The sequence below is a fragment of the Pseudomonas sp. JY-Q genome (assembly GCF_001655295.1).
Classification (GTDB): Bacteria; Pseudomonadota; Gammaproteobacteria; order Pseudomonadales; family Pseudomonadaceae; genus Aquipseudomonas; species Aquipseudomonas alloputida.
On record NZ_CP011525.1, the window covers coordinates 4,028,246 to 4,052,100 of the forward strand.

Here is a 23,855-nt window from a genome sequence, read left to right on the forward strand (position 1 = left end):
TCCCACAAGGACCGCGATCGCCTGTGGGAGCGGCCCCAGAATCGACCGCAATACCTGTCGCCTGCACCAAAAAAAATAGAGAGGCTACAACCGTGACCAACGCCCTGAACCATTTGCCGCGCCCCCGGGCCGGCGCCGACCAGTTGGCCGAGCGCTTCAGCGACCTGGCCCCCCCCCTCACCGCGCGTCAGGCCGCCCTGGAAAGTGCACGCTGCCTGTACTGCTACGACGCCCCCTGCGTCAACGCTTGCCCCAGCGAAATTGACATCCCCTCGTTCATACACCGCATCAGTGACGAAAACCTGCAAGGCGCCGCCGAGCGCATTCTTTCGGCCAACATTCTGGGCGGTAGCTGCGCCCGCGTGTGCCCCACCGAAATCCTCTGCCAGCAAGCCTGCGTGCGCAACAATGCCCAGGAATGCGCGCCGGTGCTGATCGGCCAGTTGCAGCGTTACGCCCTGGACAACGCCCAGTTCAGCGCACACCCGTTCAAGCGCTCGGCAGCCACCGGCAAGCGAATCGCCGTGGTCGGCGCCGGCCCGGCAGGGCTGTCCTGCGCCCACCGCCTGGCCATGCACGGCCATGACGTGGTGGTGTTCGAGGCCTGCGACAAAGCCGGCGGCCTCAACGAGTACGGCATCGCCCGCTACAAGCTGGTAGACGACTATGCCCAGCGTGAAGTGGATTTCTTGTTGGGCATTGGCGGTATCGAAGTCCGCCATGGCCAGCGCCTGGGTGGCAACCTCAGCCTGGGCGAACTGCGCGATCAGTACGACGCGGTGTTCCTGGGCCTCGGCCTGAATGCCGTGCGCCAGCTGGGCCTGCCCGACGAGGAAGCACCCGGTGTGGTCGCCGCCACCGAATACATCCGTGAGCTACGCCAGGCCGATGACCTGAGCCAGCTACCGTTGGCCGACCGCTGCCTGGTGATCGGTGCTGGCAACACGGCCATCGACATGGCTGTGCAGATGAGCCGTCTGGGGGCCCGCGACGTCAACCTGGTGTACCGCCGTGGCCACGCCGACATGGGCGCTACCGGCCACGAGCAGGACATTGCCAAGGCCAACCAGGTGCGCCTGCACACTTGGGCCCGCCCTGATGCCGTGCTGCTGGATGACACCGGCAAGGTCCGCGGCATGCGTTTTGCCCGCACCGAGCTGGCGGAAGGCCGCCTGCGCGATACCGGCGAAACCTTCGAGCTGGCCGCGGACGCCATTTTCAAGGCCATTGGCCAACGCTTTGACGATGCCAGCCTCGGCGACCCGGTGGCTGCGCAACTGGCCCGAGAGGGTGAGCGCATCCGCGTGGACGAAAACCTGCAGACCAGCCTGCCGGGCGTGTACGCAGGCGGCGACTGCACCGCGCTGGGGCAGGACCTTACCGTGCAGGCCGTGCAACACGGCAAGCTGGCCGCCGAAGCCATCCATGCCCAACTCATGCTCAACGTGGAGGCAGCGTAAATGGCCGACTTGTCTATCGTATTTGCCGGCATCAAGGCACCCAACCCCTTCTGGCTGGCCTCAGCACCGCCAACCGACAAGGCCTACAACGTGGTCCGCGCCTTCGAGGCCGGCTGGGGCGGCGTGGTCTGGAAGACCCTGGGCGAAGACCCTGCGGCGGTCAACGTGTCGTCGCGCTACTCGGCGCACTATGGCCCCAACCGTCAGGTACAGGGGATCAACAATATCGAGTTGATCACCGACCGCTCACTGGACATCAACCTGCGTGAAATTACCCAGGTGAAGAAGGACTGGCCCGACCGCGCATTGATCGTCTCGCTGATGGTGCCGTGCATAGAGGAGTCGTGGAAGTTCATCCTGCCGCTGGTGGAAGCCACCGGTGCCGATGGCATCGAGCTGAACTTCGGTTGCCCGCACGGTATGCCGGAACGCGGCATGGGGGCGGCCGTCGGCCAGGTGCCGGAATATGTGGAAATGGTCACCCGCTGGTGCAAGACCTACTGCTCGCTGCCGGTGATCGTGAAGCTTACGCCGAACATCACCGATATCCGCCAGTCGGCCCGCGCCGCGCACCGGGGCGGGGCCGATGCGGTGTCGTTGATCAACACCATCAACTCCATCACCAGCGTCGACCTGGACCGCATGGTGGCCCACCCGATTGTCGGGGACCAGAGTACCCATGGCGGTTACTGCGGTTCGGCAGTGAAGCCGATCGCCTTGAACATGGTGGCGGAAATCGCCCGCGACCCGGAAACGCGGGGCTTGCCGATTTGTGGCATTGGCGGCATCGGCAACTGGCGTGACGCCGCCGAGTTCATGGCCCTGGGCAGTGGCGCCGTGCAGGTGTGCACGGCGGCGATGCTGCATGGCTTCCGTATCGTCGAGGACATGCAGGACGGCCTGGCACGCTGGATGGACCAGCATGGGCACCCCACTATCGAAGCGTTCCGCGGGCAAGCGGTGGGGCATACCACCGACTGGAAATACCTGGACATCAACTACAAGTCGGTCGCGCACATTGACCAGGAGGCGTGCATTGGCTGCGGGCGCTGCCACATTGCGTGCGAGGATACCTCGCACCAGGCGATTGCCAGCACGCTGAAGGCTGACGGCACGCATGCCTACAGTGTGATCGAAGAGGAGTGCGTAGGCTGCAACCTGTGCCAGATCACCTGCCCGGTGGAAAACTGCATCGAAATGGAGGCACAGGACACCGGCAAGCCGTACCTGAACTGGACGCAGGATCCGCGTAACCCCTACCGTGAGGCCAGTTGAAGCGGGTCACCGCCTGAACAGCTGACGCGCCCCCTGTGGGAGCAACTGTCTTGCTCAATTTCTAAAAGCTGGCGCGATCCCTGTGGGAGCGGCCTTGTGTCGCGATTGGGCCGCACAGCGGCCCCAGCAGTCTTTGCCGCGATACAGACATCGAGGGGCCGCTTCGCGGCCCAATCGCGACACAAGGCCGCTTGTGTCTTGATGGGGGATTAGAATCTGGAGTGAGAGCGGTGAATGGCAAGCTGAATGCCGTAGGTGCCTTGAGCACGTGTGGGAGCATAAGCTGCCATTCACCGTTCCACTTTGGCGAGAGCCCGAACAGTTGGATGCGGCTCTGATCTCGAATCACAAGCGTGGGCCAAGCCAAAGTCCTCTCACTGTGTTGAGTTTAGGAGGTTTTGGTGATGGCTTCCTTCTTGGGTATCGATGTTTCCAGTCTCTCCCTTGATGCTGCGGTGCGGCCACAGGGCATCAAAATGCATTTAAGCAATGATCCCACAGGCTTTGAGGCGCTACTGGAGAGCCTTCGCAAGCTCAGTATCAAGCGCGTCCTGTTAGAGGCAACGGGTGGCTACGAGCGAGATGTCATGCGTTTTCTACAGGACGCTGGCTACAAGGTCATACGCGTTAATCCCAGGCGAGCCAGGTCATTCGCTGACTCTTTAGGCATCAAGGCCAAGACTGACGCCATCGACGCCGAGGTTCTGGCGCACTATGCCGAAGTCATTCCAGATCAACCCTCCCTGCGAATCAGCCCCGAACGAGCGCTTCTGCGAGAGTTGCTTCAGCAACGTGATCGGTTGGTTCAACAGCGAGATGACGACCTGCGGCGCCTGAAGCAGGTGCAATCGACTGCAGTTGCTAACTACCTGAATGCCAACCTGAAACACTTCAAAGCGCAGATCAAACTGGTTGAGCGTGAGATCGAACAGCAAACCGCGATGCTGAACGACGAACGGGTTACCCAACTGATTAAAGTGAAAGGCATTGGGATGGTGACAGCGGGCAAGCTAGTAGCGCTGCTGCCGGAGCTGGGTCGGGTTGAATCCAGAGAAATTGCCTCCCTGGTCGGAGTGGCGCCCTTCAACCACGACAGTGGGAAATTCATGGGCAAGCGCTCTATCTCTGGCGGACGATTTGCGGTCAGGCGATCGCTGTACATGGCATGCCTTGTGGCGATGAGATACAACCCAGCACTCAAGGCTCGTTATCAGTCACTGCGGGAGCGCGGAAAACTTCCCAAAGTCGCTATCGTGGCCTGCATGAGAACGTTCATCGTGCGGTTAAATGCCATGCTCAGAACGGGTACATCATGGCTCGATCTAGTGCTACCGCAGCCTGAAAGTACAACGTAAATCCAGAACGCAGCGTGAGCCGCGTGGAAGCGGGCTTGCCCGCGAAGCCAACACCGTGGTGGATGGCACGGGCTTCGCCCGTGTTCGCGGGCAAGCCCGCTCCCACAGGGAAGGCGCCAGCTTTTAGAAATTGAGCAAGACAGTTGCTCCCACAAAAAGACCACGTCCACCTGGAATGCCGGTTCACGGCGCCAGCCCTATTCCCCGCAAGATCACGCTGGTCACCGTCTGCACCGCATTCTCGAAGGCCATGTCAGACAGCGCCTCGCCGCCGTTGAGCAACTGCACCTGGTAACCAAAGTCAGCATAGTGCTGGGTAGACGCCCAGATCATGTACAGCAACGCCGAAGGCTCTACCGGCAGAATACGCCCCTCTTCCACCCAGCAGCGGATCTTGGCTTCTTTCATCTTCGCCCAGGGCACCAGGCTTTCGTCGAGGTTCACCCCCAGTACCGGCGCCCCGTGCAGCATCTCTTCGGCCCAGATTTTCGAGCCCAGCGGCCGCGAGCGCGAATGGCCCATCTTTGCCCGGATGTAGCTGGTCAGCACCACACGCGGGTCGTCGAAGTTCTCGAAGCACAGGGCGTCCTGCTTCCACACATCCAGCAGGTCCTGCAGCACCGCGCGGAACAGCTCGTCCTTGGTGCTGAAGTAATAATGCAGGTTGGAGCGTGGCAACGCCGCCTGTTCGGCGATATCCCCCATGGAGGTGGCGCCGTAGCCCTTCTCGGCAAACACCTTTTCCGCCGCTTGCAGGATTTTTTCGATATTGCGTCGGCGGATTTCGATCTTGTGATTGGCCATCAGGCTTGGGCCGTCCACACCGCCAGCTCATAACCGTCCGGGTCGATGAAATGAAAGCGCCGCCCGCCGGGGAAGGCAAAGGTCGCCCGGCTGATTTTCGCCCCGGCAGCTTCGATCCGCTGCTGCGTGGCCTCCAGGTCGTCAGCGTACAGGATGACCAGCGGCCCGCCCGGGCGCACCGGCTCACCCGTGGTGAAGCCACCCGTCAACCGGCCATCGCTGAACTCGGTGTAAGTTGGCCCGTAGTCGGTGAACGCCCAGCCAAACACACTGCCATAGAAGGCCTTGCTCCGTGAGATGTCGCTGACATTGAACTCGATATTGTCGATCTGCCGGTCAGTACCGCGAATGCCCATGTATGCTCCGTGCCGAAAGGGTTTGGCCTAGTCTACTCCGGTCAAGGCAGTCGCCCTACTCATTCGCTACCCACAACGCGCCCGGTCGCGTGCCGGGCACTGTGCGCGGTGCAGATTCAGCGCAGTGTTGATGATGCCTATCTGGCTGAAGGCCTGGGGGAAGTTGCCGAGCATGCGCTGGCCGGCCGGGTCGTACTGTTCGGCCAGCAGGCCGAGGTCGTTGCACAGGCCGGTCAGGTGTTGGTACAGCGCTTCGGCTTTGGCCTGGCGCCCCAGCAATACATAAACGTCAGCCAGCCAGAACGAACACACCAGGAAGGTGCCCTCTCCCGGCGTCAGGCCGTCGCTGCAGCTGTCACTGTCATAGCGCAGCAGCAGGCCGTTCTTCATCAGACGCTGTTCGATCTGTTCCAGGGTGCGCATGAAGCGTGGGTCATCCGCCGGCAGGAAGCCGGTCAGGGCGATCTGCAACAGGCTGGCGTCCATTTCGGTCGAACCATAGGCCTGGACGAAGAACCGGCCGCTGGGGTCCAGGCCGTGCTCGCACACGTCGCGGTGAATTTCGTCCGCCACCTGGCGATAATGCTGCCCGCGCTCGCGGCCTTCTTCTGTGGTGTCGGCCAGCCCTGCGGCGCGGTCGAAGGCGACCCAGGCCATCACCTTGGAGTGCACGAACTGCTGCCGGCCGCCACGCACTTCCCAGATGCCCTCGTCCGGCTCGCGCCAGATGCGTTCGACATAAGGCAATATCAAGCGCGAAATGGCGGCGCTGCGCGGGTGACGGGGCAACCCGCCCCTGATCGCCTGAGTCATCGCATCGGCCAGTTCGCCATAGATGTCCAGTTGTGTCTGCGCCGAGGCGGCGTTGCCCACCCGCACCGGCTGTGAATGTTCATAACCGGCCAACCACGGCAAGGTGTACTCCTGCAGGTCACGCTCGCCAGCCAGGCCATACATGATCTGCATCTGCTCAGGGTTGCCGGCCACCGAGCGCAGCAGCCACTCACGCCAAGCCTGGGCCTCGTCGAAGTAACCAAGGTTCATGAAGGCCAGCAGGGTCATGGTCGCGTCGCGCAGCCAACAGAAGCGGTAGTCCCAATTGCGCTCGCCACCCACACGCTCAGGCAACGACGTGGTGACGGCAGCGACAATACCGCCGGTGGGGGCGTAGGTCATGGCCTTGAGGGTGAGCAGCGAACGACGCACCAGGGCGGTATATGGCCCTACCTGCGGGCAGCGGTCGGCGAAGGCTTGCCATTGCTCACAGGTGTTTGCCAGGGCATGGTCGATGTTGCAGTCAGGCTGCACCGGCAAGTGCGAGGGCTGGTGACGCAGGCTGAAGACCTGGCGCTGGCCCGTGCTGACACGAAAGCGGCAGCCGGTGTGGTGGTCGCGGGCTTGCGGGGGCACGGTGCTGCACAGGATCAACCGGTCAGGGCCGGCGACGGCACTGAGGGTCAGTGGGTCAAGCCGTTCCACCCAGGGCACGCTGCGGCCGTAGTCGAAGCGCATGACCAGGTCCATTTCGAAATGGGTTTCGCCAGCCAAGCCTTCGACGATGCGCACCACCGAATTGACTTCGCCCAGGGGCATGAAGTCGAGCACCCGGGCACGACCGCTGGCGGTGACCCAGGTGGTTTCCAGCACCAGGGTGTCGCCCAGGTATTGGCGGCTGCTGTGCGTTACCGGGTCGCAAGGGGCCAGGCGCCAGCGGCCATTTTCTTCGTTGCCCAGCAGGGCCGCGAACACGGCGGGGGCGTCGAAGCGTGGCAGGCACAGCCAGTCCAGCGCGCCATCGCGACTGACCAGCGCCGCACTGCGGCAGTTGCCCAGCAGGGCGTAGTCTTCGATGTGGGCAGGCATTGAGTCTCCTTTGTGTGGTTGCCTGTGCTGCCCGCTTCGCAGGTGCCTGAGGGAATGGAATGCCCTGTAGGCGCGGGCTTGCCCGCGAAAGGGCCGGCACAGGCTTGAAACCTCTCACCCCAACCGGTGCCACTCCCGCTTGTCGCGGGTCAGCAATTCATTGCCGGCCTCAGGCCCATCTTCGCCAGCCGAGTACTCATGCACTTCGCCGCCCTGGGCCCAGGCATCGAGAAACGGCTGCACCGCTCGCCAGCCGTTTTCGATGTTGTCAGCCCGCTGGAACAGGGTCTGGTCACCGGTCAGACAGTCATAGATCAGCGTCTCGTAGCCAGTGGCCGGGGTCATCTTGAAGAAGTCCTTGTAGGCAAAACCCAACTCGACATTCTCCATCACCAGCTCTGGCCCGGGCCGTTTGGCTTGCAGGTCGAACCACATGCCTTCATTGGGCTGGATCTGGATTTTCAGGTAGTTGGGCTTGGGCCGTTCCAGCTCCGACTCTCGAAACTGCGCATACGGTGCGGGCTTGAAGCAGATGGCAATCTCGGTGTCACGCACGCTCATGCGCTTGCCGGTGCGCAGGTAGAACGGCACGCCGGCCCAGCGCCAGTTGTCGATCATCACCTTCAGCGCCACGTAGGTCTCGGTCTGGCTATCCGGCGCGACGTTGGCCTCCTGACGGTAGCCTGGCAACGGCTTGCGCCCCTGCTTGCCAGCGCGGTACTGGCCACGCACGGAATTCTTCAGGGCCATTTTTGCCGACCATGGGCGGATAGCGCCGATTACCTTGGCCTTTTCACCGCGCACCGCATCAGCGCCGAACGCGGCCGGCGGCTCCATGGCCACCATCGCCAGCAACTGGAACAGGTGGTTGGGCACCATGTCGCGCAGGGCGCCGGTGCTGTCATAGAACGCACCACGGGTCTCGACACCAACGGTTTCCGCTGCGGTGATCTGCACGTGGTCGATGTAGTGATTGTTCCAGAACGATTCGAACAGGCCGTTGGAAAAGCGGCTGACCAGAATATTCTGCACCGTCTCTTTGCCCAGGTAATGGTCGATGCGGTAGATCTGCCGTTCACCCATCACCTTCAGCAGGCAGGCGTTGAGCGCCTCGGCACTGGCCAGGTCGGTGCCGAACGGTTTTTCAACCACCACCCGGCGAAAGCCGCCGGCAGACTCGTCCAGCAGGCCGGCCTGCCCAAGACGCTGCGCCACCTCGGGGAAGAAGCGCGGCGACGTGGCAAGGTAGAAGATGGCATTGCCGTGGCGGGTCTTGTCGATGCGCCTGGCGAGGGCCTGGTAGGTGGCCGGATCGAGAAAGTCGCCCGTCTGGTAATCCAGGCGCTTGGCCAGGCGGGCCCATAGCTTCTCGTCCAGGCACTTGGCGCTGCCCTCGCTTCCTTTGTCACGCTCGACCATGAACGCGTGCAGGCGCGCGGCGAAATCCTCGGCGCTGGCCGGGTTATGGTCAACGCCGACGATGCGCAGGTTACGGTCCAGCAAACCGTCACGGCTGAGGTTGTACAGCGCGGGCATCAGCAGGCGCTTGACCAGGTCGCCATTGGCGCCGAACAGGAACAGGGTACAAGGAGGGGCGGCCGCAAGGGTCTGTTTAGTCATTCGCCTTTCTTCTCGACGTGGCCACCGAAGCCCAGGCGCATGGCCGAGAGGATCTTGTCACCGTAGGTGCCCTGTTGCTGGCGCGAACGGAAGCGCGCGAACAGTGCGCTGGACAACACCGGCACCGGCACCGCCTGCTCGACGGCGGCGTCGATGGTCCAGCGGCCTTCGCCACTGTCGGACACCGAGCCACTGAATTGCGACAGCTGAGGGTCGGCCACCAGTGCATCGGCGGTGAGGTCGAGCAGCCACGAGGTCACCACGCTGCCGCGTCGCCACACTTCGGCAATTTCGGCTACGTTCAGGTCGAAGCGCTGGTCTTCGGGCAACTCGTTGCCGCCTTTGCTGCGCAGCAGGTCGAAGCCTTCGGCATAGGCCTGCATCAGGCCGTACTCGATGCCGTTATGCACCATTTTCACGTAGTGCCCGGCGCCGGGTGGGCCAGCGTGGATGTAGCCGTGCTCGGCACGCTGGTGCTCGCCGCTGCGGCCATGGGTACGCGGGATGTCGCCCACGCCCGGTGCCAGCGCCTTGAACAGCGGTTCGAGGCGCTCGAACACGTCCTTTTCGCCGCCGATCATCATGCAGTAGCCGCGGTCCAGGCCCCACACGCCGCCGGACGTCCCGACGTCCAGATAATGCAGGCCGCGCTTGGCCAGTTCGGCGGCGCGGCGCATGTCGTCCTTGTAGAAGGTGTTGCCGCCGTCGATGATCGCATCGCCCGGCTCCAGCATTTCGGCCAGCTGCGCGATGGTCTGCTCGGTGGCGTCACCAGCCGGCAGCATCACCCAGACCGCGCGCGGCGCTTTCAGCTTTTGTACCAGTGCACCGAGGTCATGCGCGCCCTGGGCGCCTTCGCCCTCCAGGCCGATGATGGCTTCACGGTTGCGGTCGTGCACCACGGTGCGGTGACCGGCGCGCATCAGGCGCCTTGCGATATTGCCGCCCATACGGCCCAGCCCGATGATTCCCAGTTGCATGAGCCAATGCTCCCTTTTCGAAATGGATGACGACAGTCCAGCTTTTCAGATTAGTCCAGCATGCCGCCCGAGGGTTCAGCGACGAACGGCAAGACCACGATATACAAAAAAGTTCCCAACGCCTGCGAAAGAATTCAGAATGCGCCCCGCGTGAAGCGTCTACGCTTTGACTTGTCACCAGCCAAAACCGCGAGGTGTGCTCATGGGTACATTGATGCCTGCAACCCCACCCCAGACCCTCTATGTCTCCGTGCGCCGTGATGAGCTGCGTAAACTTAAAGACGAACGTGACCAGCTGCGTCAGCAGGTCGCCCAGTTGAACCTGCTGTTGGCGCAACAGCGCGCTGGCGATAAAGCGGTCAGCCTCTGATCGATTCCTTTTTCGCCTGTGGGGGCTGCATGGCTCCCACCCGATCCTGAATCCAGTCGCCGTCTTTGAACCCTATCGGGCAACCGAAGCGGCTTTGTGCCCAAAAAGGGCCAGCACTGAAAGCAGAATCCTGCGCCCATACCCACCTCTTCGCAGCCTAAAGCCACGCTTACGCCTACGCACCCAAACGGTGCATTGCGCGTAACGAGCCACAATTTGGCGCAGCTCGAAACCCCTCTGCCCCACACTCGCCCACCCCTTTTCGCAACCCGTCACAAACGCCAACGTTTGCGTCTATTGCGCACATAACAATAGTGACCAGTGGGTCACCTTTTTAGCACTTTCTCTCCTACACTCAGTTTTCGGCCCGCCATTTGCTCAATGGAAGAGTGACCCCAAAAAAGTCGAACTTTCAGGAAACCCGGCAGGTCATGAACATAAGTAGGCCAGACGCATCGGGCTATTCCCGATCCTCGGCCCACACACCCCAACCAGTCCAAGCGCTTTCGGCCGGAATGCTGATCGCGTAGTGCCTGCGCGCACGACCCTGGGGCATGGAACGCACTAAGCAGATTCAAACTAGAGAGAACCAGCACGAAACATCGCCACGGGTGCCAGCACCCGACCAAGCATAGGGACGGAGAGAAGTATGATCAGTGCCGCTGTCGAGCCTCACGTAGACGCTTTCAAACCGGATAACCGCGAGCCGCTCACCCCGGACTTCGCCACGACAGGCAAGGCACCCGGCGCCCAGCGCCAGCAAAACCCGAACATGCGCAAGATTCTGTTCGTGACCTCGGAAATCGCTGATCTGGTGAAAACCGGTGGCCTGGGTGACGTGTCCGCTGCCCTGCCCCGTGCCCTGGCGCACCTGCACGATGTGCGGGTACTTATCCCCGGCTACCGCCAGGTGATGGAAAGCGACAACCCTATACATATCGTGGGTGAACTGGGTGGTCACGCGGCCCTGCCGCCCTGCAAGATCGGGCGCATGGACATGGCCGACGGCCTGGTCATCTATGTGTTGATCTGCCCCGAACTGTACCAGCGCGACGGCACACCCTATGGTGCCAACAATGGCCGCGACTGGCCCGACAACCACATCCGCTTCGCCCGCCTGGGCCTGGCTGCCGCCGAAATCGCTGCCGGCGAAGGCAAGATCCACTGGACGCCGGAAGTGGTGCACGCGCATGACTGGCCGGCCGGCCTGGCCCCGGCCTACATGCACTGGCGTGGCCTGAATACGCCCACGCTGTTCACCATCCACAACCTGGCGTACCAAGGGGTGTACAGCCGCGGTTGCAGCCCGGAGCTGGCGATACCCGAACATGCCATGCAGCAAGAAGGCATGGAGTTCTACGGCAAGCTGTCGTTCCTCAAGGCCGGCCTGGCCTACTCCAGCCACATCACCACAGTCAGCGCCACCTATGCCCGGGAAATCACCACCCCGGAATTCGGCTGCGGCCTGGACGGTTTCCTCGCCAGCAAGGCCCAGCAAGGCCTGCTCGGTGGCATCCCCAACGGCATCGACGAAAGCTGGGACTCGGCTACCGACAAGCACCTGCAACACAACTTCAGCATCAATGACTGGGAGGGCAAAGCGCGTAACACCCAGGAGGTGCGCGAGCTGTTCGGCCTGGAAGATTCCGAAGGCCCACTATTCGCCGTGGTGTCCCGCCTGGTCTATCAAAAGGGCCTGGACCTGACCCTGGGCGTGGCCGACTACATCGTCGAGCAAGGCGGGCAGATCGCGATCATCGGCCGCGGCGAGCCGGAAGAAGAACAGGCCATGCGCGAGCTGGCGCTGCGTCACCCGGGCCGCATCGGTGTGCGTATCGGCTTCAATGAAACCGATGCCCGGCGCATGTTCGCCGGCAGCGATTTCCTGCTGATGCCGTCTCGGTATGAGCCGTGCGGCCTTAGCCAGATGTACGCGCAACGCTTCGGCTCGCTGCCGGTAGCACGCAATACCGGTGGCCTGGCCGACACCATCGAGTGCGGCGTGACGGGCTTCCTGTTCAACGAGTCCACCGTCGAGAGCTACCGCGAGGCACTCAGCCGCGCCTTCTATGTTTACGGCAAGAAGGACCTGCTGAACGCCATGCGCTGCCTGTCGATGACCCAGCCGTTCAACTGGTGCCAGGCGGTTGAACCCTATGCCCGCCTGTACGAGGACCTGGTCAAGCAGACACAACTGAGCCACTACTGAGCGGGGGTCAGAAGATGCACAGACATGGCGCACACTTGCTGGACGCCACGTCGGCGCGCTTCGCCCTCTGGGCGCCGGATGCGCGCAGCGTGAGCGTGGAACTGGAGCAGCAGCCGGCCATCGAACTGCTGCCGGATGATGAGGGTTGGTACAGCGGCGTAGTGCCATGCAAGGCCGGTGACCGTTACCACTACCGTATCGACGGCGAGCTGCAGGTGGCCGACCCGGCCTCGCGCTACCAGCCCGACGGCGTACAGGGGCCAAGCCAGGTAGTGGATGTGGCCGGTTATGCCTGGCAGCACCCGTGGCAGGGCCGGCCTTGGCATGAGGCCGTGATCCAGGAGGTGCATGTCGGCCTGCTCGGGGGGTATGCCGGGGTTGCCCGGCAACTGCCGCGCCTGGCCGAACTGGGCATCAGCGCGATCGAATTGATGCCGCTGGGGCAGTTCCCCGGCGAACGCAACTGGGGCTACGACGGCGTACTGCCTTACGCCCCACAGAACACCTACGGCAGCCCCGAGCAGCTGTGCGCACTGATCGATCAGGCCCACGGCCACGGGCTGATGGTGCTGGTCGATGTGGTGTACAACCACTTCGGACCTGACGGCAATTACCTGCACCAGTACGCCAGCCCGTTCTTCCGTGAAGACCGGCAGACACCGTGGGGCGCGGCCATCGATTTTCGCCGCCCGCAGGTACGCGAGTACTTTATCCAGAATGCCCTGATGTGGCTGTGCGACTACCGCTGCGACGGCCTGCGCCTGGATGCCGTGCATGCCATCGACCAGCCCGATTTCCTGATCGAACTGGCCCAACGGGTACGCGCCGCCGTAGAACCGAGCCGGCACGTGTGGCTGGTGCTGGAGAACGAGCACAACCAGGCAGGCCTGCTGGAACAGGGTTACGATGCCCAGTGGAACGACGACGGCCACAATGCCCTGCACGTGCTGCTGACTGGTGAAACCGAAGGTTACTACGCCGACTACCAGCATCGCCCCATCGACCAACTGGCCCGGTGCCTTGGCGAAGGTTTCGTGTTCCAGGGCCAGGCCAACCGGCATGGCAAATCACGCGGCGAACCCAGCGGGCATTTGCCGCCCAGTGCCTTCGTGTTGTTCCTGCAGAACCACGACCAGGTCGGCAACCGCGCGCTGGGTGAGCGCCTGACCCGCCTATGCCCCGCGCCAGCTTTGCGTGCAGCCACCGGCCTGTTGCTGCTGGCCCCCATGATTCCGCTGCTGTTCATGGGCGACGAAGCCGGCAGCTGCCAGCCGTTCCTGTTTTTTACCGACTTCCATGACGCGTTGGCCGACGCCGTCCGCGAAGGCCGTCGTGGCGAGTTCGCCCACTTCACCGCGTTCGCCGACCCCACGCAGCGTGAGCACATTCCCGACCCCAACGCCGAACAGACGTTCGCGTCCTCACGCCCGCAAAACAAGGCGGTGATCGCCGGCTGGCACGGCCTTTACCAGCAACTGCTCGACCTGCGCCGCCGCCACGTCATCCCGCACTTGCCCGGCAGCCGTGCGCTGGGCGCCGAGGTGCACGCAGACAAAGCGCTGACCGCGCGCTGGCGGCTGGGCAATGGCAACACATTGCGCATCGACCTGAACCTGGCCGACACCCCGCAGGCCGTCGAACTGCCCGCGCCAACCACACGGCTGTTCGACAGCAGCGACACCCGCCACCCGGATACCCACCTGGCTGCCTACAGCTGCGTGGTCAGCCTGCTTCCCCCTGCCCAGGAGCGCCCATGAGCGAAACCGCCCTGCACCGTCTGGCAACCAGCGTCGGGCTGAACCGCGACTGGATTGACGCCAATGCCAGGCCCCAGCGTGTCAGCGACGACGTGCTGCGCAACGTCCTCGAAGGCCTTGGCCACCCGGCCGGCGATGACGCGGCCGTTGCCGCCAGCCTGCGTGCGGTGGAAACCGCCGAAGACAGCGAACACCTGCCGCCTTTGCTGACCGCCGACCTAGGCCAGCCGCTAGCGCTGGCGCGCTACTTCAGTGCCGCCAGCGTGGCCCACTGCACCCTGGAAGATCACACCTCGGTCACCCTCAGCCTCGATGACCAGGCGCGCCTGCCCGGCGAGCTGCCCATCGGCTATCACCAGGTGGAAATCGACAGCCGCCGCTTCACCGTGGCGGTGGCGCCAACACGCTGCCACAGCCTGGAAGACAAGGTGCAACAGCCGCCACCACGCTACTGGGGCCTGGCAGTGCAGCTGTACAGCCTGCGCCGCCCCGGCGATGGTGGCTTCGGCGACTGCCTGGCGCTGGAGCAGTTGGCCCGCTCGGCCGCCGAGCGCGGCGCCGATGCCTTGGCTATCAGCCCGATTCACGCCCTGTCGGCCATCGACCAGGAACACTACAGCCCCTACTCACCTTCCAGTCGCCTGCTGCTCAACACCCTGTACACCAGCCCCGCGGCCCTGCTGGGTGAACGGGAGGTGCGCATGGCCATCGAAGCCTGCGGGCTGGAGCAACAACTCGAAGAGCTGGAGCAACGCCCTCTGGTCGACTGGCCACGCGCCGCCAGCGCCCGGCTGCGTTTGCTTGAAGCGCTTTACCAAGGCTTCAGCCAAGGCGACCACCCGCTACGCACTGATTTTGACAGCTTCCGCGAAGCCGGCGGCCAGACGCTGGAGCACCACTGCCGCTTCGAGGTGCTGCAGGCCCAGGCGGTGGAGCACGGCCTTGGTGCCGACTGGCGCAACTGGCCCAAAGCCTGGCATGACCCCTACCACCCGGAAGTGGAGGCTTTAGCCAATGCCTACCCGGCCAAGGTCGAGTTCCACGCGTTCTGCCAGTGGCTGACCGAACGTGGCCTGCAACGTGCCCACGAAGCGGCCCGCAGCAACGGCATGGCCGTGGGCCTGATCGCCGACCTGGCGGTGGGCGCCGACGGTGCCGGCAGCCAGGCCTGGAGCCGTCAGGACGAACTGCTGGCCGGCCTGAGCGTGGGTGCGCCGCCCGACATCCTCAACCACGTCGGGCAGGATTGGGGCATTTGCGCCTTCTCGCCCGAGGGCCTCAAGCGCAATGGCTATCGCGCCTTCATCGAGATGCTGCGGGCCAACCTCGCCCACGCTGGCGGCCTGCGCATCGACCATGTGATGGGCCTGCGCCGGCTATGGCTGATCCCACAGGGGGCCAAACCCAGCGAAGGCGCCTACCTCGATTACCCGTTAGACGACCTGTTGCGCCTGCTGGCGCTCGAGTCGGTGCGTCACCAGGCGATCATCCTCGGCGAAGACCTGGGCACCGTGCCCGACAGCCTGCGTGAGAAGCTGGCCGAGAAGGCGGTGCTGGGCATGCGCGTGCTGCCGTTCGAGCAGACCCAGCCGGGCCAGTTCAAGCCGATTCTCGACTGGCCAGACAATGCCCTGGCCACAACCGGCACCCACGACCTGGCGCCACTGGCCGGCTGGCTGGCAAACCGCGACATCGACTGGAGACACCGCTTGCAACTGATTGATGCTGCTGCTGAATTGCACTGGCGACACGAGCGTCAGAAAGAACGCGACGGCCTGCGCCGCATCCTGGAGGCCAACTACGGCGAACTGAAGGACAACGACGCGCTGATCGATGCGGCCATCCGCTTCGTTGGCCATACCAGTGCGCCGCTGGTGCTGGTACCGCTGGAAGACCTGCTGGGTTGCGACGAGCAACCCAACCTGCCGGGCACCACCAATGGCCATCCCAACTGGCGGCGGCGCTTTGCCCTTCCAGTACGCGAACTGCTCGACGATGAGGACGCCGCACGGCGCCTGGAGCTGCTGGCCCAGGCCCGCGAACAGGCGTGGGAGCGTGACCGATGAAGCCACTGACCGCGACCCTGCGCCTGCAATTCCACAGCGACTTCACCCTCGATCACGCTGTACCGCTGGTGCCGTATTTCGCCCAGCTGGGCATCAGCCACCTGTATGCCTCGCCCATCCTCAAGGCCCGCGCTGGCTCGCGCCATGGCTACGACGTGGTCGATCCTACCTGCGTCAACCCGGAGCTGGGCGGCGAGGCCGCGCTGGAGCGCCTGGTCGCCGCCCTGCGCCAGCATGGCATGGGGCTGATCCTCGACACGGTGTCCAACCACATGGCCGTGGGCGGTGCCGACAACCCTTGGTGGCAAAGCCTGCTGGCCTGGGGACGGCGCAGCCCGTATGCAGCGTTCTTCGACATCCAGTGGCACTCCAGCGACCCACTGCTGGCCGGGCAACTGCTGTTGCCGTTCCTCGGCAGCGACTACGGCGTGGCGCTCAAGAAGGGTGAGATACCGCTGCAGTTCGACAAACAGCAGGGGCTGCTGCAGGTGGCCCATTACGCGCATCGTTTCCCGATCTGCCCGGTCGATTACGGCTGGATTCTCGCGCTCAGCCCAGAGCCTGCGCTAAAGGCTCTGGCCGAACGCTTCACTGCTTTGGGCGACTCGGCCACCCCGCTGGCCGATAGCCTGCCGCTCCAAGCCGAACTGGCACGCCTGGTGCGCGAAGGTGCCGACCTCGAATCGGCCCTGGTGGCCTTCGACAGCCGCAGCGAGGCCGGTTTCAAGCGCCTGCACCTGCTGCTGGAGCGCCAGACCTACCGCCTGGCCAGCTGGCGCACCGCCGCCGACGACATCAACTGGCGGCGCTTCTTCGACATCAACGAGCTGGGCGGCCTGCGCGTGGAGCGCGCCGTGGTGTTCGAAGCCACCCATGCCAAGCTGTTCGAACTGATCGAACGTGGCCTGGTGGACGGCCTGCGCATCGACCATATCGACGGCCTTGCCGACCCGCGTGGCTACTGCCGCAAACTGCGCCGGCGGGTTGATGGCCTGCTGGCGCGGCGGCCGCTGAATGCAGGGCTGGAGCACTTCCCCCTGTACGTGGAAAAGATCCTGGGTGCCGACGAGCACCTGCACCGCGACTGGCTTACCGACGGCACCACCGGCTACGAGTTCATGAACCAGGTGTCGCTGCTGCAACATGATCCGGCCGGCGAAGCGCCGCTGAGCGAACTGTGGAGCAACGTCAGCGAGCGCCCGGCGTTCACCGAAGAAGTGCGCCAGGCCCGTCACCTGGTGCTCAACGCCAGCCTGGCCGGTGACTGCGAGTCGGTGGCCCAGGCACTGTTGCAGGTGGCGCGCAACGACCTGATGACCCGTGACCTGACCCTGGGCGCGATTCGCCGGGCCTTGCAGGCGTTGGTGGCGCATTACCCGGTTTACCGAACCTACTTCAATGCCTGCGGGCGCCCGGCGCAGGACGAAACGTTCTTCCAGCAGGCCCTGACCAACGCCCGGCAAGACCTTGCCGAAGCCGACTGGCCGCTACTGGACCAACTTGAACGGTGGCTGGGCGGGCAAGCCTGGCGGCACCTGCCACCCGGGCGCGCCCGCAAGCAACTGCGCCACGCCTGCGTTCGCTTCCAGCAACTGACTGCGCCCAGCGCCGCCAAAGCCGTGGAAGACACCGCCTTCTACCGCAGCGCGCGGCTGCTGTCGCGTAACGACGTGGGTTTCGAGGCCGAGCGCTTCAGCGCACCCCCCATGCATTTCCACAACGAGGCCCAGCGGCGCCTGCGCGATTTCCCCGACAACCTGCTGACCACCGCCACCCACGACCACAAGCGCGGCGAAGACACGCGTGCACGCCTGGCCGTACTCAGCGAGCGCGGCACGTGGCTGGCCAGCCGGGTGGAGCACTGGCGTGAGCTGGCCGCCCCCCTGCGCGCGCAGTTGGACGACGGGCTGGCACCCAGCCCCGGCGACGAGTTGATGCTGCTACAGACCCTGCTCGGCAGTTGGCCCTTGGACCTCGACCTGAACGACGACAATGCCCTGCGCCAATACGCCGAGCGTGTTCGCCAGTGGCAGCAGAAGGCCCTGCGCGAGGGCAAGCTGCGCAGTAGCTGGAGCGCACCGAACGAGGCCTACGAAGGCGCCTGTGCTCATTACCTCGACGGCCTGCTGCTGGACAGCGAGAACCAGCAACTGCGCAAGTCGCTGGCCGACGCGGCGCAGCTGCTGGCCTGCCCCGGCGCACTCAATGGCTTGGTCCAGGCCCTGTTGCGCATGACCACACCCGGTGTGCCCGACCTCTACCAGGGCAACGAATACTGGGACTTCAGCCTGGTCGACCCGGACAACCGCCGCGCCGTGGACTACGCGTCGAGGCGTCGCACGCTGGACGACGCCACGCCGGCAGCCGAGCTGCTGGCGCACTGGCGCGACGGCCGCGTCAAACAGGCCTTGATCGCGCGGGTGCTGGACTGCCGCCAAGCCCACGCCGAGCTGTTCCGCCGCGGTGCCTACCTGCCACTGACCGTACAGGGCCGGCACGCTGACAAAGTCATTGCCTTTGCTCGCCTGGGGGAAGGCGAGCACGCCATCGTCGTCGCCCCACGCCTGGCCAGCAGCCTGCTCGGAGGTGCCGCTACACCGTTGATCCCGGCACAGAACTGGGACGACACCCGGCTGGTATTGCCGTTTGCCTTGTCACCTGCCAACTCGGCGGGACTTTTCGCCTGTGCGGCGGTCAGCTCTTCAAAGGAGTTGCTGTTGAGCGCCGTGCTGGCGGAGTTTCCGGTCAACGTGTTGATACAACAATCTTGAGCATCAGGAGCGTCATGATGAGTGTCGATGAAAAGCGTATTCGCGAATTTGCCTACCAGATCTGGGAATCCGAAGGTAAGCCCGTAGGAGAGGAAGAACGCCACTGGGAAATGGCCCGCAAGCTGGCCGAGGCCGAAGCACTGGCGCCCAAGGCAGCCCCGCGCAAGAAAGCAGCGGCCAAACCGAAGGCGCCTGCAGAACCCAAGGCGGCTGCCCTGCCGGGGGTTAAACCCGCTGCGGTGAAAAAGCCCCGGGCGGTGAAAAAGCCTACTGCCGGTTAAACCTATTCTGGCCTCTTCGCGGGTAAACCCGCTCCTACAGGTTCATCACAGGCGCATGTAGGAGCGGGTTTACCCGCGAAGAGGCCAATGCAGGACAGCACAATTCCCCTTCCATCACGGCCACTCGAGGATCGTCATGAGCCCCCGCACCCCAAAGAAAACCCGCTCGGTCGCACCATCGCGCATCCGCGAAGGCATGCCCTTCCCCCTCGGCGCCACCTGGGATGGCCTTGGGGTCAACTTCGCCCTCTTCTCGGCCAACGCCACCAAGGTCGAGCTGTGCCTGTTCGACTCCACCGGCGAGCAGGAAATCGAGCGCATAGAGCTGCCCGAATACACCGATGAGATCTACCATGGCTACCTCCCCGACGCTCACCCCGGCCTGGTCTATGGCTACCGGGTGTACGGCCCCTACGAGCCGGAAAACGGCCACCGCTTCAACCCCAACAAACTGCTGATCGACCCGTATGCCAAGCAACTGGTCGGCAGCCTGAAATGGTCCGAGGCACTGTTCGGCTACACCATCGGCCACCCCGACGGTGACCTGTCGTTCGACGAGCGCGACAGCGCGCCTTTCGTGCCCAAATGCAAGGTCATCGACCCGGCGTTCACCTGGGGCCGCGACCAGCGCGTGCAGATCCCATGGGAGCGCACGATCATTTATGAAGCGCATGCCCGCGGCATCAGCATGCGCCACCCGGCTGTGCCTGAAGAACTGCGCGGCACCTTCGCCGGCCTGGCCAACGACGAGTTGCTCAAACACATCAAGGACCTTGGCGTGTCGAGCATCGAGCTGCTGCCGATTCACGCCTTCGTCAACGACCAGCACCTGCTGGACAAGGGCCTGAACAACTACTGGGGCTACAACAGCATCGCCTTTTTCGCCCCGCACCCGCGCTACCTGGCCAGCGGCAAGATCGCCGAGTTCAAGGAGATGGTCGCGCACCTGCACGACGCCGGGCTCGAAGTGATCCTGGACGTGGTCTACAACCACACCGCCGAAGGCAACGAGCGCGGCCCGACCCTGTCGATGCGCGGCATCGACAACGCCTCGTACTACCGCCTGATGCCGGACGACAAGCGCTACTACATCAACGACTCCGGCACCGGCAACACCCTGGACCTGAGCCACCCCTGCGTGCTGCAGTTGGTCACCGACTCGCTTCGCTACTGGGCCGGCGAAATGCACGTGGATGGCTTTCGCTTCGACCTGGCGACCATCCTTGGCCGTTACCACGATGGCTACAGCGAGCGTCATGGCTTCCTGGTCGCCTGCCGCCAGGACCCGATGCTGAGCCAGGTCAAGCTGATTGCCGAACCATGGGATTGCGGCCCCGGCGGCTACCAGGTGGGCAACTTCGCCCCGGGCTGGGCGGAATGGAACGACCGCTTCCGCGATACCGCACGCGCCTTCTGGAAAGGCGACGAAGGCCAGTTGGCCGATTTTGCCGCCCGCTTGACCGCCTCGGGCGACATGTTCAACAACCGTGGGCGCCGGCCCTATTCCTCGGTCAACTTCATCACCGCCCACGACGGTTTCACCCTGCGCGACCTGGTGTCTTACAACCACAAGCACAACGAAGACAACGACGAAAACAACCAGGACGGCACCGACAACAACCTGTCGTGGAACTGCGGCGTCGAAGGGCCGACCGACGACCCGGCGATCAATGCCCTGCGCATGCGCCAGATGCGCAACTACTTCGCCACCTTGCTGCTGGCCCAGGGCACGCCAATGATCGTTGCCGGCGACGAGTTCAGCCGCACCCAGCACGGCAACAACAACGCTTACTGCCAGGACAGCGAGATCGGCTGGGTGAACTGGGACCTGGACGAGGAAGGCCAGGAGCTGCTGGCCTTCGTCAAGCGCCTGACGCGTCTGCGCCTGGCCTACCCGGTGCTGCGCCGCTCACGCTTTCTGGTGGGTGACTACAATGAGGCAATTGGGGTCAAGGACGTGACCTGGCTGGCACCCGATGGCAACGAGATGAGTGTTGAGCAATGGGAAGACCCACACGGGCGTTGCCTGGGCATGCTGATAGATGGCCGGGCACAGGTCAGCGGTATCGCCCGGCCAGGTGCCGAGGCCACCGTGCTGCTGATCGTCAATGCCCACCATGACGTGGTGCCATTCAAGCTGCCGGCCGTGCCCGAAGGCGATTACTGGAGCTGCCTGGTCGATACCGACCGGCCAGAGTTGCGCAAGGGGCAGCACCTGCAGTTCGACAGTACCTTCGAGGTGAAGGGTCGGTCGATGCTGCTGATGGTGTTGCAGTACGACGAGGAGTGAACGGTGATAGCCCAGGCAGGTCCTACGTTGTAATCGCCACGCCAAACCCGGTGGGAACGGTGTATCGGCCCCCACAGGGTTTGGCGGCGACAGTGAGGCAGGGTTAACTTCAGGAGGAGTCGTGAGCCTCGAAGCCGGCAGTAATGGTTTCGCCAGCGTCAGCCAGGCCCCGGCCGTGAAACGCCTGCGGGTACTGACGGTGAACACCCACAAGGGCTTCACCGCCTTCAACCGGCGCTTTATCTTGCCGGAGCTGCGCGAGGCCGTGCGCAGCACACAGGCCGACATTGTCTTCCTTCAGGAAGTGCTCGGCAGCCACGACCGCCACGCCGCGCGCTACCCCGGCTGGCCACAGACCTCGCAGTACGAATTCCTCGCCGACAGCATGTGGAGCGACTTTGCCTACGGCCGCAATGCGGTCTACCCTGACGGCCACCACGGCAATGCGCTGCTGTCCAAATACCCGATCGTCGAGCACCGCAACCTGGACGTGTCGATCACCGGCCCCGAACGCCGCGGCCTGTTGCACTGTGTGCTGGAGGTGCCGGGGCAAGGCCAGGTGCATGCGGTCTGCGTGCACCTGTCGTTGCTGGAAAGCCACCGGCAAAAGCAGCTGCAGTTGCTGCGTAAACTGCTGGACGCCCTGCCGGCCAACGCCCCGGTGATCATCGCCGGCGACTTCAACGACTGGAAAAGCCACGGCAACCGCACCCTTGGCCTGCAACGCGACTTGCACGAAGCCTTCGAACGCCACCACGGCCACCTCGCCCGCACCTATCCTGCCCGCCTGCCACTGCTGCGACTGGACCGCATTTACCTGCGTAATGCCGAAAGCCATGGGCCGCGGATTCTGGGGCACAAACCTTGGTCGCACCTGTCAGATCATCTGCCACTGGCAGTGGAAGTGCGCCTTTAGCAATCATTCTTCATAGCCACGGCACGGCAAATAGCGATCCCCGCTATACCCTGCTGTTTTTACCAATAAAACAACAGGTTGAGCGTTACGACATACCTTGAACACTTCCTTCACGCTTTCTTGACGCAAGCGGTGACCTCTCCTTAGCTGAACGATACCAAGCTGTAAAAAACTTGCGCCGGGCCTCTAGCTCGCGCCTTCGTGCGCGCTTGCGATAACTGGCGTACTGGTTTGGGTCGCCCACTGTTTTTGCCGTACAGCTCGTGACAACAGGCCAGTTTTCTCGGGCTGCACCACCAAAACAAAGGAGATCCGCCATGAAAAGCACCTCGAACCCCTTGCGCTTCGACAGCATTTTCTACGCGGTTTCCACGTCGCTGCTTCTGGCAACCCCGGTGGAAACGATCGCGTACGAACTGCAGGGTGACCCCACCTCCCCCGGCTTTCTGCAGCAACCCGTGGCGGCGCAACTGTCGCTCGACCCGCTCAGTGCCAGTGGGTTGAGTCTCGGCACCCTCAATGCGTTTTCGCAGCAAATGAGCGAACGCCACCGGCAGGCGCCACCCGACCTGATTGCCAGTCAATGGGCGCAGTTCTTCCCCACCCGTGCGCGCGGCCGCGCGCTGCCCCCGGCACAGCTGGAGGCGCCCAGCCAGCAACTGATGATCGGCCCGGACCTGTTCGTGCGTGAAACTGCAGCGGGCGATGTGCACCGCGCAGGGATTTTCGTGGGGCACAACAACCTGCAAAGCAGCTTCAAAGGCATGCGCCCTCTGCTGGGCGACAAGCAGCGCAAAGCGGTGAACTTGAGCGGAGAAAGCCTGGGGGTGTACTGGAGCATGACCCATGAACAGGGTTGGCACCTGGATGCCGTGGCCATGGGCTCGCGGATCGACGTGATGGGCCGTGGCGAAAACGGCCAGCGCCTGGACGACAGTGGCCACGCAATGACCTTCTCGGTAGAGGGCGGTTACCCGATCCGCCTGGGTGGCAACTGGGTCATCGAACCCCAGGCACAGTTGATCAACCAGCAGTTCTTCCCTGGCAACCAGGTGCAGGAGGAGACCTTGCAAGCCTTCGACAGCCAGCCGAGCTGGAGCGGCCGGGTCGGTGCCAAGTTGTCCGGGCGCTACGAAGTGCGCGGCATGCCCATCGAACCCTATGTGCGGACCAACGTGTGGTATGACTTCAGCAATGCCGATGAGGTGAAGCTGGACCAGGTCGACAAAATTTCCAGCTCGCGCTACTCGACTACCGTGGAGTTAGGGTTGGGGTTGGTGGCGCGGGTGACGCCTTCGGTGGCCATGTTCGTCAGCGCCGATTACAGCAGCGATGTGGATGACAATGACCTGAACGGTTTGATTGGCAGCCTTGGGGTGCGGATGCGGTGGTAGGCAGGGCCGGCCTCTTCGCGGGTAAACCCGCTCCTACAACGATCACCGCCGGGTGCGGCCTGCGTAGGAGCGGGTTTACCCGCGAAAG

At 63.8% G+C, this 23,855-nt stretch carries 17 protein-coding genes; 12 read left to right on the forward strand and 5 right to left on the reverse strand.

The genetic code is table 11. The annotated features are described in order from the left end of the window. Positions 1–92 precede the first annotated feature (92 nt). From AA098_RS18350 to AA098_RS18360, 3 genes are all read left to right on the forward strand, one after another. The gene (locus AA098_RS18350) at positions 93–1,460 is read left to right on the forward strand and encodes an NAD(P)-dependent oxidoreductase (protein ID WP_003251267.1); all 1,368 of its coding nucleotides are present in this window, start codon (positions 93–95) and stop codon (positions 1,458–1,460) included. After that, complete coding sequence (gene preA, locus AA098_RS18355) at positions 1,461–2,735, forward strand: NAD-dependent dihydropyrimidine dehydrogenase subunit PreA (protein ID WP_054888871.1); 1,275 nt, start codon at positions 1,461–1,463, stop codon at positions 2,733–2,735. A gap of 404 nt (positions 2,736–3,139) precedes the next feature. Beyond that, positions 3,140–4,090, forward strand: a complete 951-nt coding sequence (locus tag AA098_RS18360; RefSeq protein ID WP_004577666.1) for an IS110 family transposase — start codon at positions 3,140–3,142, stop codon at positions 4,088–4,090. Between the two features lie 183 nt (positions 4,091–4,273). Here AA098_RS18360 and AA098_RS18365 read toward each other — a convergent pair whose 3' ends face one another. From AA098_RS18365 to gnd, 5 genes are all read right to left on the reverse strand, one after another. Further along, positions 4,274–4,894 (reverse strand): TetR/AcrR family transcriptional regulator, encoded by a 621-nt coding sequence (locus tag AA098_RS18365; RefSeq protein ID WP_064615244.1) that lies wholly within the window; start codon positions 4,892–4,894, stop codon positions 4,274–4,276. Then, complete coding sequence (locus AA098_RS18370; protein ID WP_003251273.1) at positions 4,894–5,250, reverse strand: VOC family protein; 357 nt, start codon at positions 5,248–5,250, stop codon at positions 4,894–4,896. The genes AA098_RS18365 and AA098_RS18370 overlap by 1 nt, the downstream gene beginning before the upstream one ends. A 66-nt stretch (positions 5,251–5,316) precedes the next feature. Next, positions 5,317–7,113, reverse strand: coding sequence for a glycoside hydrolase family 15 protein (locus AA098_RS18375; RefSeq protein ID WP_064614867.1), 1,797 nt, complete (start codon positions 7,111–7,113; stop codon positions 5,317–5,319). 114 nt (positions 7,114–7,227) lie between these two features. Beyond that, on the reverse strand, positions 7,228–8,733 hold the full coding sequence (zwf, locus tag AA098_RS18380) for a glucose-6-phosphate dehydrogenase (RefSeq protein ID WP_064614868.1): 1,506 nt from the start codon (positions 8,731–8,733) through the stop codon (positions 7,228–7,230). Beyond that, the gene (gene gnd / locus AA098_RS18385; RefSeq protein WP_047604817.1) at positions 8,730–9,713 is read right to left on the reverse strand and encodes a phosphogluconate dehydrogenase (NAD(+)-dependent, decarboxylating); all 984 of its coding nucleotides are present in this window, start codon (positions 9,711–9,713) and stop codon (positions 8,730–8,732) included. Before gnd ends, zwf begins: the two co-directional genes overlap by 4 nt. Positions 9,714–9,915: 202 nt before the next feature. Here gnd and AA098_RS29575 point away from each other — a divergent pair, with 202 nt between their 5' ends. From AA098_RS29575 to AA098_RS18425, 9 genes are all read left to right on the forward strand, one after another. After that, positions 9,916–10,083 carry a DUF6026 family protein gene (locus AA098_RS29575; protein WP_003251280.1) on the forward strand — a complete coding sequence of 56 codons (168 nt, stop codon included), beginning with the start codon at positions 9,916–9,918 and terminating at the stop codon, positions 10,081–10,083. A 649-nt stretch (positions 10,084–10,732) separates the two neighbouring features. After that, a complete protein-coding gene (gene glgA, locus AA098_RS18390; RefSeq protein ID WP_003251283.1) occupies positions 10,733–12,292 on the forward strand; it encodes a glycogen synthase GlgA in 1,560 nt (519 codons plus the stop codon). A 14-nt stretch (positions 12,293–12,306) separates the two neighbouring features. Continuing rightward, positions 12,307–14,049, forward strand: coding sequence for a malto-oligosyltrehalose trehalohydrolase (gene treZ / locus AA098_RS18395; protein WP_004576080.1), 1,743 nt, complete (start codon positions 12,307–12,309; stop codon positions 14,047–14,049). Beyond that, positions 14,046–16,115: a 4-alpha-glucanotransferase gene (malQ, locus tag AA098_RS18400; protein ID WP_064614869.1), complete on the forward strand. Its 2,070-nt coding sequence runs from the start codon at positions 14,046–14,048 to the stop codon at positions 16,113–16,115. Before treZ ends, malQ begins: the two co-directional genes overlap by 4 nt. Beyond that, positions 16,112–18,886: a malto-oligosyltrehalose synthase gene (locus AA098_RS18405; RefSeq protein WP_064614870.1), complete on the forward strand. Its 2,775-nt coding sequence runs from the start codon at positions 16,112–16,114 to the stop codon at positions 18,884–18,886. The genes malQ and AA098_RS18405 overlap by 4 nt, the downstream gene beginning before the upstream one ends. A 14-nt stretch (positions 18,887–18,900) precedes the next feature. Then, entirely contained in the window at positions 18,901–19,167 is a 267-nt protein-coding gene (locus AA098_RS18410; protein ID WP_064614872.1) for a DUF2934 domain-containing protein, read from the forward strand. A gap of 136 nt (positions 19,168–19,303) precedes the next feature. Then, positions 19,304–21,457, forward strand: coding sequence for a glycogen debranching protein GlgX (glgX, locus tag AA098_RS18415; RefSeq protein ID WP_060537623.1), 2,154 nt, complete (start codon positions 19,304–19,306; stop codon positions 21,455–21,457). A 121-nt stretch (positions 21,458–21,578) separates the two neighbouring features. Further along, a complete protein-coding gene (locus AA098_RS18420; RefSeq protein WP_014860821.1) occupies positions 21,579–22,373 on the forward strand; it encodes an endonuclease/exonuclease/phosphatase family protein in 795 nt (264 codons plus the stop codon). Between the two features lie 317 nt (positions 22,374–22,690). Next, a complete protein-coding gene (locus tag AA098_RS18425) occupies positions 22,691–23,767 on the forward strand; it encodes an autotransporter outer membrane beta-barrel domain-containing protein (protein WP_054889606.1) in 1,077 nt (358 codons plus the stop codon). Positions 23,768–23,855: the final 88 nt, after the last annotated feature.

Excerpts from the sequence above, each read along its gene's own strand:
- AA098_RS18410 (WP_064614872.1), top strand. The coding sequence starts at position 18,901 with ATGATGAGTGTCGATGAAAAGCGTATTCGCGAATTTGCCTACCAGATC.
- glgA (WP_003251283.1), top strand. The coding sequence starts at position 10,733 with ATGATCAGTGCCGCTGTCGAGCCTCACGTAGACGCTTTCAAACCGGAT.
- AA098_RS18375 (WP_064614867.1), bottom strand. The coding sequence starts at position 7,113 with ATGCCTGCCCACATCGAAGACTACGCCCTGCTGGGCAACTGCCGCAGT.
- malQ (WP_064614869.1), top strand. The coding sequence starts at position 14,046 with ATGAGCGAAACCGCCCTGCACCGTCTGGCAACCAGCGTCGGGCTGAAC.
- glgX (WP_060537623.1), top strand. The coding sequence starts at position 19,304 with ATGAGCCCCCGCACCCCAAAGAAAACCCGCTCGGTCGCACCATCGCGC.
- zwf (WP_064614868.1), bottom strand. The coding sequence starts at position 8,733 with ATGACTAAACAGACCCTTGCGGCCGCCCCTCCTTGTACCCTGTTCCTG.
- gnd (WP_047604817.1), bottom strand. The coding sequence starts at position 9,713 with ATGCAACTGGGAATCATCGGGCTGGGCCGTATGGGCGGCAATATCGCA.
- AA098_RS29575 (WP_003251280.1), top strand. The coding sequence starts at position 9,916 with ATGGGTACATTGATGCCTGCAACCCCACCCCAGACCCTCTATGTCTCC.
- AA098_RS18405 (WP_064614870.1), top strand. The coding sequence starts at position 16,112 with ATGAAGCCACTGACCGCGACCCTGCGCCTGCAATTCCACAGCGACTTC.
- AA098_RS18365 (WP_064615244.1), bottom strand. The coding sequence starts at position 4,894 with ATGGCCAATCACAAGATCGAAATCCGCCGACGCAATATCGAAAAAATC.
- treZ (WP_004576080.1), top strand. The coding sequence starts at position 12,307 with ATGCACAGACATGGCGCACACTTGCTGGACGCCACGTCGGCGCGCTTC.
- AA098_RS18425 (WP_054889606.1), top strand. The coding sequence starts at position 22,691 with ATGAAAAGCACCTCGAACCCCTTGCGCTTCGACAGCATTTTCTACGCG.
- AA098_RS18360 (WP_004577666.1), top strand. The coding sequence starts at position 3,140 with ATGGCTTCCTTCTTGGGTATCGATGTTTCCAGTCTCTCCCTTGATGCT.
- preA (WP_054888871.1), top strand. The coding sequence starts at position 1,461 with ATGGCCGACTTGTCTATCGTATTTGCCGGCATCAAGGCACCCAACCCC.
- AA098_RS18370 (WP_003251273.1), bottom strand. The coding sequence starts at position 5,250 with ATGGGCATTCGCGGTACTGACCGGCAGATCGACAATATCGAGTTCAAT.